This window comes from Cetobacterium sp. NK01, from assembly GCF_024506395.1.
Classification (GTDB): Bacteria; Fusobacteriota; Fusobacteriia; order Fusobacteriales; family Fusobacteriaceae; genus Cetobacterium_A; species Cetobacterium_A somerae_A.
Window position 1 is genome coordinate 656,623 of sequence record NZ_JANIBO010000001.1, and the last position, 13,666, is coordinate 670,288.

The window sequence follows — 13,666 nt, forward strand, 5'->3', positions numbered from 1 at the left end:
TCTAAAGCCCCTTTTTAGTTAGTCCAACTCTTTCCCTTTCTTTATCTATATCCTTTATTTTTACCTTTATAATTTGTCCCACTGATAGAACTTTACCTGGATCATCTATAAATCTATCTGAAATTTCTGAAATATGAAGTAAAGCATCATTTTTTAGTCCAATATCTATAAAAGCTCCAAATTTCACAACATTTCTTACTGTTCCTTCTAACTCCATTCCTGGTTGAAGATTATCAATTTTTAAAATATCAGATTTTAAAAGTGGTTTTTGAATACTATCTCTAGGATCTCTTCTCTCTTTAACTAAAGCATCGTAAATATCTTTTACTGTTTCATACCCACAGTCATTTTCTTGAGCAAATTTTTTATAATCAAAATTTGCCAATATTTCTTTAGCTTTATTTAATTCATCAGCATAATTTTTTAAAGATAGACCTATTGATTTCAAGATTTTTTCAGCAGTATTATATGATTCTGGATGTATTATTGTGTTATCTAAGGTATTTTCACCATCTAAAATAATTAAAAATCCAGCCATTTGTTCATATGCCTTGGCTCCTAAACCTTTTACTTTCAATAGCTCTTTTCTATTTTTAAAATTACCATTTTCTTTTCTATAATCTACAATACTCTTTGCCACACTTTTTTTAACTCCCGATACATATGACAATAATGCCCATGATGCAGTATTTACATTAACTCCTACACTATTTACAACAAGCTCTATTACTTCAGTCAATGATTGATCTAATCTTTTTTGATTAACATCATGTTGATACATTCCCACACCTATTGATTTTGGGTCAATTTTTACTAGCTCTGCTAAAGGATCTTGGATTCTTCTTCCTATTGAAATCGCTCCTCTAACGGTTACATCTAAATCTGGAAATTCCTCTACTGCTATCTTAGAAGCTGAATATATTGAAGCTCCTGCTTCATTTCCTATTAAGTATTTCACATCTCTATCTACAGTTTTTAAAACTTCTGCAACAAAACTTTCTGTTTCTCTTGATGCAGTTCCATTTCCAATAACAATTATATCAATTTCATATTTTTTTATAAAATCTTTCATTTTTCTTTCTGCATCTTTCAGTTGATTTTCATGATGCATCTCTTTTACTAGATAAAACACTGTATTTTCTCTAAAAAAACCATTCTTATCTATAACTGCAACCTTGCATCCTGTTCTATAACCCGGATCTAAAGCAAGTATATTTTTTTCATAAAGTGGTGGTTGCATTAAAAGATTTTTTAAATTTTCTTTAAATACAATAATTGCTTCATCCTCTGCTTTTTCTGTTAAAATATTTCTAACTTCTCTTTCAATAGAAGGTAAAATCAATCTATCTAAAGCATCTATTACAATCTCTTTATGGAAAAAATTCAACTCTTTATTTACAAAGTCTTTTAAAAGATATCTTTCTAGAATTTCTCTATCTTTTTCTTCAAAATTTAAAGAGATCGTTAATACTCCCTCATTTTCTCCTCTATTTAAAGCTAAAATTCTATGAGATAAAGCTTTATTTACAGGTTCTGTATATTCATAATAATCTTTATACACATGCTTTACATCTAATTCATCTGCTTTTTTACTTTTTTTAGCCACAATAATAGCTTTTTTCAACATTTCTTCTCTTAATTTTTCTCTATACTCTAATGTTTCAGATAAATTTTGAGCTACAATTAGTTTAGCTCCTTCAATAGCTTTTTCAATACTTTCTACTTCGTCTGTTATAAACTTTTGAGCTTCTTTTTCAAGATCAGCTATTGTTTTTAACTCATAAATTTTTTGTGCTAATGGTTCTAATCCTTGCTCTTTTGCTGTATCAGCTTTAGTTTTTCTTTTTTTCTTAAAAGGAAAATATAAATCTTCTACATTTTGTAACTTTTCAGCTAACTGTATTTGCTTTTTTAATTCTTCAGTTAATTTTCCTTGCTCTTCAATTAACCTTATAACTTCTTCTTTTCTTGTTTCTAAATTTCTTAAGTAAACTATTAATTCAGATATTTTCAAAATATTTGTTTCGTCTAAATTTCCAGTAACTTCTTTTCTATATCTTGCTATAAACGGAACAGTTGAACCTTCATCTAAAAGTTTTATTGTATTAGTTATTTGTTCAATATTTAATCCAGTTTCTTTAGCAATTCTATTAAAGAGTGTATCCATTAATCCATCTCCTTTTCATAGTTGAATTTACCTCGTATTATACCATATTTTAATAATCAATGTCTAACACAAACAGAAAAAAAAGGTGCCTTTTCAGGCACCTAAAGTTATGCAATTAGTTTTTCTTTGCAGCTTCGAACTTTGCCCAAACTCCAGCTTTATCTAATAAAGACTTAACTGTTCTTGTTGGTTGTGCTCCGTTCATAAGGAACTTAACGATCTCTTCCTCTTTAAGAGTTACTTTTCCTTCCTCTAATGGATAGTAGTTTCCTAAATAAGCTACTGCCTTTCCATCTCTTCTTGATAAAGCTTCCATTGCAGCTATTCTGTATACAGGTCTCTTTTTGCTTCCCATTCTAGTTAATCTTAATTTTAACATTTAAAATCACTTCTCCTTTTATATTTCTATTTTTTTATTTTTGGTAGTACTTCTAATCTCTATTTAAAATGGAAACTTCATTCCACCTTTTCTTCCACCCATTCCAGGAAGTTGTGGGAACTTTCCAGTTGAGAACATCTTCATCATTTCTCTCATCTGCTCAAATTGCTTTAATAATTTATTTATATCAGCAACTTCTGTTCCACTACCCTTTGCTATTCTTTGTTTACGACTAGCTTTTAAAATTTCAGGTTTTTTTCTTTCTTCTCTAGTCATAGATTGGATAATGGCTTCTACTTTTTTCATTTCTTTTTCAGCTGGTGCTAAATCACCAATTTGTCCCATCCCAGGAATCATCTTTAAAATGCTTCCTAAAGAACCTAATTTTTTAATATTTTGTAATTGTTTTAAAAAATCATCTAAATCAAACTTTTGAGTTCTAATTTTTTCTTCAAGAGACTTTGCATCCTCTTCTCCTATTGCTTCTTGAGCTTTTTCAACTAAAGAAACAACATCTCCCATTCCTAAAATTCTTGATGCCAATCTTTCTGGATGGAATAATTCTAAGTCATCAATTTTCTCTCCTGTTCCAACAAATTTAATTGGTTTTCCTACTACCGATTTAACAGAAAGTGCTGCTCCACCTCTAGTATCCCCATCAAATTTTGTTAGTACTACTCCATCAATACTTAATGCATTATTAAACGACTGTGCAAGATTTACAGCATCTTGTCCAATCATAGCATCAACTACTAATAAAATTTCTTGAGGTCTAACTACTTTTTTAACCTCTTTTAATTCTTCCATTAATTTTTCATCTATATGTAATCTTCCTGCAGTATCTATTATTAAATATGTTGCTCCTGCTTCTTTGGCTTTTTGTAGTCCTCTTTCACAAATTCCTACAGCATCGTTACTTCCTAATTCAAAATAAACATCTACTCCTATTTGTTGAGCTAAAACTTCTAATTGCTTCATAGCTGCAGGTCTATAGATATCCGCACCTATCAAGTAAGGTTTTTCCCCTTGCTTTTTTAAGTACTTTGCTAACTTACCAGCAAATGTTGTTTTTCCTGCTCCTTGAAGCCCTGCAAGCATTACTACAGTTGGATTTTTAGCACTTTTTGTAAGTCTCGAATTAGTTCCACCAAGTAGTTCTATCAATTCATCGTTTACTATTTTTATAAATTGTTGCCCAGGATTTATTCCAGTTAATACTTCAGATCCTATAGCTTTTTCTTGAATTTTTGCAACAAAATCTTTTACAACTTTGTAGTTTACATCGGCCTCTAGTAAAGACATTCTAACTTCACGTAAAGCCTCTTTTATATTACTTTCGCTTAGTTTTCCATGACCTCTTACTTTTTTCATTATGTCTTGGAATCTATTTCCTAAATTTTCTAACATTGGCCACCCCTACTAAAAGTTTTTTTCGATTATTTTCTCTAGATTTTCAATTTTAAAATTTTTCTTTAAATCTTCTAACTGCGCTAAAAGTTCTAAATCTCTTTTATAAAATCCTATCTTTTTTTCATAATCTCTTAAAATCTTTATTCCTCTTTTTATGTTATCATAGACAGCTTGTCTACTTACATTATATTTCTTTCCAATCTCAGTTAGAGAAAGATCTTCCTCGAAGTGCTCTAACAAATATTCTTTTTGTCTATCACTCAAAAGATTTCTATAATAGTCAAGCAGAATAGAGACTTCTAACATCTCATTCAATTCCATAATATCACCAACATATTATATATAAGTTCACATTTTTTGTCAAGCATTTTTTCTTTACAAAACTTTAAGTTTTTTTACCTCTCTCTCTATGTTATAATTAATTTAAACAAAATATTTGAGGTGATTTAGTGAACTTAAAAGAAAATATAAAAAATATAATTCTTGAAATAAATAGAGAGAATAACTTAATTTCTAGTGAAGTTATTGAAAATACACCCAATCGAATAGAGTCTTTTTATAAAGAGATTTTCTCTGGACTTAATATAAATCCGTATGATTTTTTAAAAAGAACATTTCCTGTTAATAACAATGATTTAGTTATTGAAAAAAATGTTGCTTTTTACTCTATGTGCGAACACCATTTTTTACCATTTTTTGGAAAAATATCTGTAGGTTATATTCCAAATGGAGAAATAGTTGGGTTTGGAGATATCATAAAAATTATTGAAGCATATTCTAAAAGGCCTCAACTCCAAGAAAGGTTATGCAATGAAATTGCTGAAACTATTTTTGTTGGCTTGGAATGTCAAGGTGTTTATGTTGTTATAGAAGCTGAACATACTTGTATGACAATGAGAGGTGTAAAAGCAATTGGAAGTAAAGTTATCACAACTTCTTCTAAAGGTATTTTTAATTCTAATGAAAATTTAAAACATGAATTTTTAAATTTAATAAAAATATAAGAAAGGAAATTTTATGGATAAAATATATATTGAAAATTTAGAATTTATAGGAAATCATGGTGTTTTTCCAGAAGAAAAATTTCTTCAACAAAAATTTATTATCTGTGTTGAAATGGAAACTTGTACTAGAAAAGCTGGTCTTGGAGATGATTTAACTTATTCAACTCACTACGGACTTGTAGCTGAAGATATAGAGAAAATATTTTTTTCAAAATCTTTCGATTTAATTGAAGCTCTTGCTGAAAATATTGCAGAAATGATTCTTTCAAAATATTATCTTATTAACAGTGTTAAAGTTACAGTAAAAAAACCTTGGGCACCAATTCAAAAACACTTTGATTTTGTGGCAATAGAAGTTACTCGTTCTAGAAATATTTCGTATCTTTCTATTGGAACAAATATTGGTGATTTAAAGGCAAATTTAAATACAGCTATTACTTATATTTCAAACTTAAAAAATACAAAAATTTTAAAAACAAGTAATTTTTTAGAAACAGAACCATTTGGGGATATTATTCAAGATAATTTTTTAAATGCATGTCTTGAAATTGAAACACTCTTTACTCCTCAAGAACTTCTAAAAGAACTTTTAAATATCGAACTTCTAATGGGAAGAGTTCGAGATATAAAGTGGGGACCTCGAATTATTGATATAGACATTCTTCTCTTCAATAATTTAATTGTTCAAGATGAAAATTTAGCAATTCCTCATCCCTGGATGTGTGAACGTTCATTTGTTTTAGATCCTTTGAATGAAATAGCACCAAATGTAGTTCATCCCTTAGAAAATAAGTATATCTCTGTACTAAAAAGAATCTTAGATAAGTCTATATAGGAGGTTAAAATGATTTTTTCTTCATTAGGAAAAAGTTTTTCTTTAAATAACGAAACTTTAATTATGGGAATCTTAAATGTTACACCAGATTCTTTTTCAGATGGCGGTTCTTTTAATTCATTAGATTTGGCTTTCGAACATGCTAAAACTCTTCTTTCTCAAGGGGCACATATTATAGATATAGGCGGACAATCAACTCGACCTGGTCACGCAGAAGTTGAATTAGATGTTGAACTGAATAGAGTTATTCCTATTATAAAAAAGATCTCAAAAGAACTAAATTGCATTATTTCTATCGACACTTATCGTCACCAAGTTGCCGAGGCAGCACTTAAAGCTGGAGCTCATATAATTAATGATATTTGGGGACTTCAAAAAGATAATGGCGAAATGGCTAAAGTGGCAGCTAAGTATGATTGTGTTGTTATAGCTATGCACAATCAAGATTCTAAAATTTACCAAGATGATATAATTTTATCTATGAAGAAGTTTTTCAAAAAAACCTTCGAAATTGCTGAAAAAAATGGAGTTAATACAAATAAGATAATTATTGATCCTGGTATTGGTTTTGGAAAAGGGTATGATGAAAATATTGAAGTTTTAAATAGATTAAATGAAATATCTTTCATAGCCCCTATTCTTTTAGGTGTATCAAAAAAAGGATTTATAGGTAAAGATTTAAACCTATCTCCTCAGGAAAGAATCGAAGGAACTATTGCTGTTAATAGTTTAGGTATTTTAAATGGTGCTAAAATTATAAGAGTACACGATGTACTCGAGCATAAAAAAGCTTTATCTATAGTTGATAAAATTGTGTATTTCAAAAAAAATATTTTATAATTAAGAGAGAGTGATACCACTCTCTCTTTAACTATTTTTGTTAGTAATTATAAAAATAACTTCCTCCTATAAATTCTTTTAGTATAGATTCATCTGGCACGTATCTTTCTGAAATTGTTGTAAAATAGCTTAATAATCTTAAAAGTTTTCGAGCCTCATCATAGTGTGGACTCTCCATTTTTATTTTAATCAACTCTCTTTCTACAGCTGGCTTTAATACTCCAATTTCATAGGCTAAACTAGTATCAAAAATTATATCTGCATTTTCTTGATAAGGAAATATATTTTTACTCTCTCCCTTTCTTACTCTATCCCACATTTCTAGAGTTTCTTCAGCATCAAAATTCCTTGAAATACTATCTCTAACTATTCTTCTCATTTTTCTGACAATACTAGTTTTTATCCTATTATGAGAGTCAATATTTAGTTGAGTTAAACAACTTATATATATTTTAAAAATATGACTCTGAGATATTCCTTCAATCAAGGTATTATTTAAACCATGAATACCCTCTAAAATAATAACTGTATTCTTTGATATTTTTACATTCTCCCCTTTTTCTTTTCTTTGCCCACTTGTAAAATCATATTTTGGTAATTCTACTTCTTTTTCTAACATAAGATCTTTTAAATTTTTATTTAAAAGTTCTATATCCAAAGCTTTTATTGTTTCGAAATCTCTTTTTCCATCCTTATCTAATGGGATTTCATCTCTATTTACATAATAATCATCTAACGATATCATTAGTGGTCTTATTTCAGAAGCCATTAAATGGAGTTTTAATCTATTACTAAATGTTGTTTTTCCAGAGGAACTTGGACCAGCTATTGTCACTATTTTTATATCTCTATCCTCTAATATCTTTTCAGCTATTTTAGTAATTTTTTTATCATGTAAAGTTTCATTAACTCTTATTAATTCAACTATATCTCCTTGCAAATTTATTCTATTTAAACTTCCTACACATGATACTTGCATTATATCATTCCATTTAGAACTTTCCTTATAAACTTTAGCCAATTTTCTATCATCTATCATTGGTGGAATTTGAATAACTCCGTTAATATTCTTAGGCGTCTTAAAAATAAATCCTTCATCGTATGGGTACAAATCAAAAATATCTATATACTTTGTATTTTCATATAATTCTTCTATAAAATATGTTCTATAATTATCTAACTCATATACAAAAAATGATATTATTCCTGTCGTTTCTAAAAGTTCTTTTAAATCCTCTCTTATATTTTCCAAATGTTTTTTAGTTATAATTTCAGAACTAAAATTAATTTTTTTTATAGTTAGTGACTCTAAAACTATTTCACTCATTCTTACTTCTATTTTTTTTATTTCATCCTCTGTTATATATTTTTTTCCTTTTATAGTTATATACACTCCATTATTCAAAGAATTTCTAAAAGTCAATTGAAACTCTGGATAAATATCATTTATAGCTTTTAATAAAATTAATTTTGCCGTCAAATGATATTTTCTACTTTCAAACTTCTCCATATTATCCCTCCTAATTATAAAAATAACTCTAAATTAGTATTTAATCTAATTTAGAGTTATCCTTTTTATTTTTCTATTTTTTTATCATCTTTACCTACTAAATGGCAAGCATAAAAATGTCCTGGTGATATCTCCCTTAATGCAGGTGTTGAATTTCCACACTCTGGAATAGCCATACTACATCTTTTTCTAAATCTGCATCCTACTCCTGGATTAACTGGTGATGTTATCTCTCCTTTTAATCGTTCTCTGTTCATTTTATATTTTATACTAGGAATAGGTATTGCTGATAATAATGCTTTTGTATATGGATGTACTGGATTTTTAAACAACTCTTTTGCTGGAGCTTTTTCTACAAGTTCACCTAAATACATTACTGCTATATCATCAGAAAAATGTTTTACAACTGATAAATCATGAGTTATAAACATATATGTAAGTCCGAACTCCTCTTGTAAATCTTTCATAAGATTTAATACTTGAGCTTGAATAGAAACATCTAGAGCTGAAACAGGCTCATCACAAACTATAAATTTTGGATTTAAAGCTAAAGCTCTTGCTATTCCTATTCTTTGTCTTCTTCCACCATCTAATTCATGAGGATATGTATTTGTTAACCTTTCACTTAAACCAACAGTTTCCATCAATTTAGCTACTTTCTCTTGCAATTCTTGTTTATTCTTACATTTCTTATGTATAATCAATGGTTCTGCAATAATTTCACTAATTGTCATTCTAGGATTTAAAGATGCATAAGGATCTTGAAATATTATTTGCATCTCTTCTCTTAGTCTAACCATTTCTGATTTTCCGTACTCTCTTATATTTTTACCTTCAAAAATAATCTCTCCATCCGTTGCTTCAAGAAGTCTTAATACAACCCTTCCTGTTGTAGACTTTCCACATCCAGATTCACCAACAACACCTAGTGTTTTTCCTCTTTCTATAGAAAATGAAACTCCATCTACTGCGTGTAAAAGTCCTTTTGGAGTATTAAAGTATTTTTTCAAATTCTTAACCTCTAATATTTTATCTGCCATTTCTCCCCCTTTGTAGCTCTGGTACATTGATTACCCCTTCATAAGCTAAACATTTTACTTTATGTCCATTTTCATCAGTTGTTCTAGGGCTTTGTTTTGAACATTCACTTTGAGCATATGGGCATCTAGGATGAAATCTACACCCTGATGGTAAATCTGTAGGATCAGGCATCAATCCTTTTATTGGTTTTAATCTTGTTACTTCTTCATCTAAGCTTGGTATTGAGTCAAACAAACCATGTGTATATGGATGTTTTGGTTTTTCAAATATATCATATAGTGTTCCTGATTCTACAATCTCTCCTGCATACATAATAGCCACTTTATCACATACTTGAGCAACAACACCCAAATCATGAGTTATTAATAACATTGATGTTTTTAATTTTTCTTTTAAATCATTCATTAAATCCAATACTTGAGCTTGAATTGTAACATCTAAAGCTGTTGTTGGTTCATCTGCTATTAAAAGTTTTGGATTACAAGCTAAAGCTATTGCTATTACAACTCTTTGCTTCATTCCACCTGAAAACTGATGAGGATAATCATTTAGTCTATTCCCAGGTATTCCTACTAATTCCAACATTTCACTAGCTTTTTCCATTGCATCTTTTGTAGAAAGCTTTTCATGTATTTGAATAACTTCTGCAATTTGATCTCCTACTGTTAATACCGGATTCAAAGATGTCATAGGATCTTGGAAAATCATACTTATTTGTCTACCTCTAATAGCCCTCATATCTTCTTCTGAAATAGTTAATAAGTTTCTACCTTGAAAATTTATTTCTCCTGATAATATTTTCCCTGGTGGATTTGGAACTAGCCTCATTATTCCTAAAGCTGTCGTTGTTTTCCCCGCTCCAGTTTCACCAACTAATCCCAATGTTTCTCCTTCTCCTAATTCAATTTCTAAATCAGTAACAGCTAAAACCTTCTCTTCATTTGTCTCATAATTTATAGATAAATTTTTTATAGTTAATAATTTTTCCATTTACGTCCATCTCCCCACTGTAATTATTGTTTTAATCTTGGATCTAGTGCATCTCTTAATCCATCCCCTAAAAGATTTAAAGATAATATCGTTATCATTATTGATACTCCTGGAAATGTTGTTACCCACCACGCGTATCTTAAGTATTGTCTTCCTCCTGATAACATTGATCCCCACTCAGGAGCTGGCGGTTGAATTCCTAATCCGATAAAACTTAATCCTGCTGTTGATAATATTGCATTTGCAACTCCTAAAGTTCCTTGAACAATAACTGGAGCTAAAGAATTTGGAATAATATGTCTAAAAATTATTCTTGCGTCACTTGCTCCAATAGCTCTAGCAGCTTCGATAAATTCTTGGTCCCTTATAGATAAAACAGATGCTCTTACTATTCTAGCATATCTAGGTACAGAAGATATACTAACAGCTATCATTAAATTTAAAAGATTTGGTCCTAATGCTGACACTATAGCAATTGCTAATAATATACTAGGCACAGCTAAAAATATATCCATTACTCTCATTATTATATTATCTAATTTACCACCATAATATCCTGCTATAGCTCCTAAAAAACCACCAATTACAATTGCTATCCCAACTGCTATCAAACCAACTTTTAAAGAAACTCTAGCTCCATGAACTAATCTAGCAAAAATATCTCTTCCAAATTCATCAGTCCCTAACCAATGTTGTGCTGAAGGTGGTTTTAACCTCATTCTTAAATTTTGCTTTATTACAACTTGATCATAGTTTGCAATTTGATCTGCAAATATTGCTAGTAAAACTATAATCACTAGAATTATTAATCCAAATAAAGCCATTTTATTTCTTTTTAAATTTTTCCATAACTCTGCCCATTGACTTCTTTTTTTCCCCACATTCTCATTCTTTGTCGTAGTCACTTTATTCACCCCTCTATTTGTATTGCGATTTTATTCTTGGGTCTACATAAGCGTATAGTATATCTACAGCTAGATTTACAACACTAAATGTCACTGCCAAGAAAATTACAGATGCTAAAACTGTTGGTGTATCCTTTTGTCTTATGGCATCAACCATCATTCTTCCTACACCTGGCCATGAATAAACTGATTCTGTTAATACAGCCCCACCTAAAAGTCCTCCAAACTGTAGTCCAACTACTGTTATTACGGGAATTAATGCATTTTTTAATGCATGTTTATTTATAACAACTTTTTCTGCTACACCTTTAGCTCTGGCTGTTCTTATATAATCTTGTCTTATAACTTCTAACATTGAAGAACGAGTCATACGAGTAATTATGGCTGCTGATCCTACTCCCAAAGTAAGAGATGGTAAAATCAAACTTTTAAATCCATCAAATCCTCCAGAAGGTAACCATCTTAAATTAACTGAAAATGTTAAAATAAGCATTAATCCTAGCCAAAAAACTGGCATGGACACACCTAATAAAGCTCCTATCATACTTACACTATCAATTAATGTGTACTGTTTTGTTGCAGAGATTATTCCCAATGGAATTCCAATGCAAACAGCTATAATTATTCCTAAGACTGCTAGTATTAATGTATTTGGAAATCTTGAAAATATCTCTCCAAACACTTCTCTTCCTGTTGTATAAGATTGTCCAAAATTTCCTACTACTGCATTTTTAACAAATCTTAAGTATTGAACTATAAATGGATCATTTAATCCCATCTCCATTCTTAGTTGTGCTACAGCTTCTTTTGGTGCACTTTCCCCTAATATAAGCTGTGCTGGATCTCCTGGTGTAAATGACATTATTGTAAATACTAAAAACGAAACACCTAACAGTACAGGTATTAACAATAATATTCTCTTAATTATATATTTGTACATTGTGTGGCCCCCTTTATTTGCTTTATACTAGAAAGGAAACCTAAATTGGTTTCCTTTCTAAAATATTCTTATTTTGTCTTATAAGTTCCATAAACTTTATGATGTCCTGCTGGATGCATTTTAAATCCTTCTACAGCTTTTTGCTCTCCAATATTTTGCGTTGGATAAACAAGTGTTAATACAGGCACTTCTTCTTGTACAATATCTTGAATTTCATAGTAATAAGTTTTTCTCTCTTCAGGATTTACACTACTTCTTCCTTTTACTAATAACTCATCTACTTTTGGATTTGAATAGAATGATCTATTTCCAGCTCCACCTTTATTTGCTGAGTTAAATAATGGATCTAATCCATAGTCTGCATCACCTGTTACAGATACCCATCCAAGAATATACAGATCATGATCTCCTCTTGCTGTTCCATCTAAAAATGCTCCCCACTCTAAAGTTTCAATTGTCACGTCTATTCCTACTTGCTTAAGTTGATCTTGAGCTATTACAGCTATATCTCTTCTTATAGGATTATCATTTATCCATAATTTTAATTTCAATCCTTTTTCATAACCAGCTTCTTTTAATAACTCCTTTGCTTTTTCTGGATTGTATTCATATGCTTTTGCATTTGGATTATACCCAAATACTTTTGGTCCAATTGATGAGTTTGCAGTTTGTGCTGATCCTTGATAAACTGCATCTGCTATATCTTGAGTATTTAAGGCATATGCTATAGCTTGTCTAACTTTTTTATCTTTTAGAGAATCCTTTTCCATATTAAATCCTAAATATGTTGTTGATAGTGAAGGTTCTTCTATCAACTCTAATCTATCATTATCTCTCACCATATTCTTATCCACTGGATCTATATCATAAGCTATATCAACTTCTCCAGTTTCTAATCCGATAGTTCTATTTGTTCCTTCTACAATACTTCTAAATATCACTTTTTCTGTAGGCGCTTTTCCTAAATAATAATCTGGATTCACCTCTAATGTTATTCTATCTCCCGCTTGCCAGCTAACAAATTTATACGGACCTGTTCCTACTGGATGCTGTCCATACGCTCCCCCTGCTTTTTCAACAGCTTCTTTATTTAAAATCCCCGCAGCATTGTGTGACAAATGGCTTAATAAAGGTCCAAATGGTGTCGATGTTCTTACTCTTACCGTATGATCATCAACCACTTCTACAGAATCAACAGCTTTTATTATGTGTGAAACTTGTGGTGAAGCTTTCATTCTATCTAAGGAAAACTTAACATCATCTGCAGTTAGTTCTTTTCCGTTATGAAATTTCACTCCTTTTCTTAATTTAAACTCTGTTGTTTTATCATCAACTTGAGTCCAACTTTCCGCTAATCCAGGTACTATATTCATATTTGTATCCTGCTTTACTAATGTATCATAAATTTGTCCTGAAACCTTTGCTGATGGTGCATCGTTTGTTGCGTGTATATCCAATGTTTTTGCATCTGCACCATTAGCTATAACTAGGGTATTCTTATCAGCTTTTGCCTCAAAGTTAAAACCTAAAAAAACTGCTAAAGTACTTAATAAAAGTATTTTTCTCTTCATTATTTTCCCCCTGCATCATATTTTTTATTTCAATAATTTAATATTGTTAATAAAATATAACCTTTTATATCGTA

At 30.0% G+C, this 13,666-nt stretch carries 13 protein-coding genes; 3 read left to right on the plus strand and 10 right to left on the minus strand.

The features are described 5' to 3' along the window. Position 1: 1 nt before the first annotated feature. The 4 genes from NON08_RS03210 to ylxM form a co-directional block, all read right to left on the minus strand. The gene (locus NON08_RS03210; RefSeq protein ID WP_256690049.1) at positions 2-2,167 is read right to left on the minus strand and encodes a Tex family protein; all 2,166 of its coding nucleotides are present in this window, start codon (positions 2,165-2,167) and stop codon (positions 2-4) included. 115 nt (positions 2,168-2,282) lie between these two features. Next, entirely contained in the window at positions 2,283-2,546 is a 264-nt protein-coding gene (rpsP, locus tag NON08_RS03215) for a 30S ribosomal protein S16 (RefSeq protein ID WP_023051405.1), read from the minus strand. A 63-nt stretch (positions 2,547-2,609) separates the two neighbouring features. Next, the gene (ffh, locus tag NON08_RS03220; protein WP_256690050.1) at positions 2,610-3,953 is read right to left on the minus strand and encodes a signal recognition particle protein; all 1,344 of its coding nucleotides are present in this window, start codon (positions 3,951-3,953) and stop codon (positions 2,610-2,612) included. Positions 3,954-3,965: 12 nt separating this feature from the next. Then, on the minus strand, positions 3,966-4,277 hold the full coding sequence (gene ylxM, locus NON08_RS03225) for a YlxM family DNA-binding protein (RefSeq protein ID WP_256690051.1): 312 nt from the start codon (positions 4,275-4,277) through the stop codon (positions 3,966-3,968). 146 nt (positions 4,278-4,423) lie between these two features. On the opposite strand from ylxM, the gene folE reads away from it, so the two are divergent. From folE to folP, 3 genes are read left to right on the plus strand one after another with little or no spacing between them, the layout of a single operon-like run. Further along, entirely contained in the window at positions 4,424-4,960 is a 537-nt protein-coding gene (folE, locus tag NON08_RS03230; RefSeq protein WP_413774041.1) for a GTP cyclohydrolase I FolE, read from the plus strand. A gap of 13 nt (positions 4,961-4,973) precedes the next feature. After that, positions 4,974-5,795 (plus strand): 2-amino-4-hydroxy-6-hydroxymethyldihydropteridine diphosphokinase, encoded by an 822-nt coding sequence (folK, locus tag NON08_RS03235; protein ID WP_256690053.1) that lies wholly within the window; start codon positions 4,974-4,976, stop codon positions 5,793-5,795. A 9-nt stretch (positions 5,796-5,804) separates the two neighbouring features. Continuing rightward, complete coding sequence (gene folP, locus NON08_RS03240; RefSeq protein ID WP_256690054.1) at positions 5,805-6,635, plus strand: dihydropteroate synthase; 831 nt, start codon at positions 5,805-5,807, stop codon at positions 6,633-6,635. A 40-nt stretch (positions 6,636-6,675) separates the two neighbouring features. Here folP and NON08_RS03245 read toward each other — a convergent pair whose 3' ends face one another. From NON08_RS03245 to NON08_RS03270, 6 genes are all read right to left on the minus strand, one after another. Beyond that, the gene (locus NON08_RS03245; RefSeq protein ID WP_256690055.1) at positions 6,676-8,145 is read right to left on the minus strand and encodes a nucleoside kinase; all 1,470 of its coding nucleotides are present in this window, start codon (positions 8,143-8,145) and stop codon (positions 6,676-6,678) included. Positions 8,146-8,210: 65 nt separating this feature from the next. Continuing rightward, complete coding sequence (locus tag NON08_RS03250) at positions 8,211-9,185, minus strand: ABC transporter ATP-binding protein (protein WP_256690056.1); 975 nt, start codon at positions 9,183-9,185, stop codon at positions 8,211-8,213. Beyond that, entirely contained in the window at positions 9,175-10,176 is a 1,002-nt protein-coding gene (locus NON08_RS03255; protein ID WP_256690057.1) for an ABC transporter ATP-binding protein, read from the minus strand. Before NON08_RS03255 ends, NON08_RS03250 begins: the two co-directional genes overlap by 11 nt. 23 nt (positions 10,177-10,199) lie before the next feature. Then, positions 10,200-11,081, minus strand: coding sequence for a nickel transporter permease (gene nikC / locus NON08_RS03260; protein ID WP_256690058.1), 882 nt, complete (start codon positions 11,079-11,081; stop codon positions 10,200-10,202). A 13-nt stretch (positions 11,082-11,094) separates the two neighbouring features. After that, positions 11,095-12,021: a nickel ABC transporter permease gene (gene nikB, locus NON08_RS03265; RefSeq protein WP_256690059.1), complete on the minus strand. Its 927-nt coding sequence runs from the start codon at positions 12,019-12,021 to the stop codon at positions 11,095-11,097. A 68-nt stretch (positions 12,022-12,089) separates the two neighbouring features. Beyond that, entirely contained in the window at positions 12,090-13,592 is a 1,503-nt protein-coding gene (locus NON08_RS03270; protein ID WP_256690060.1) for a glutathione ABC transporter substrate-binding protein, read from the minus strand. Positions 13,593-13,666 lie beyond the last annotated feature (74 nt).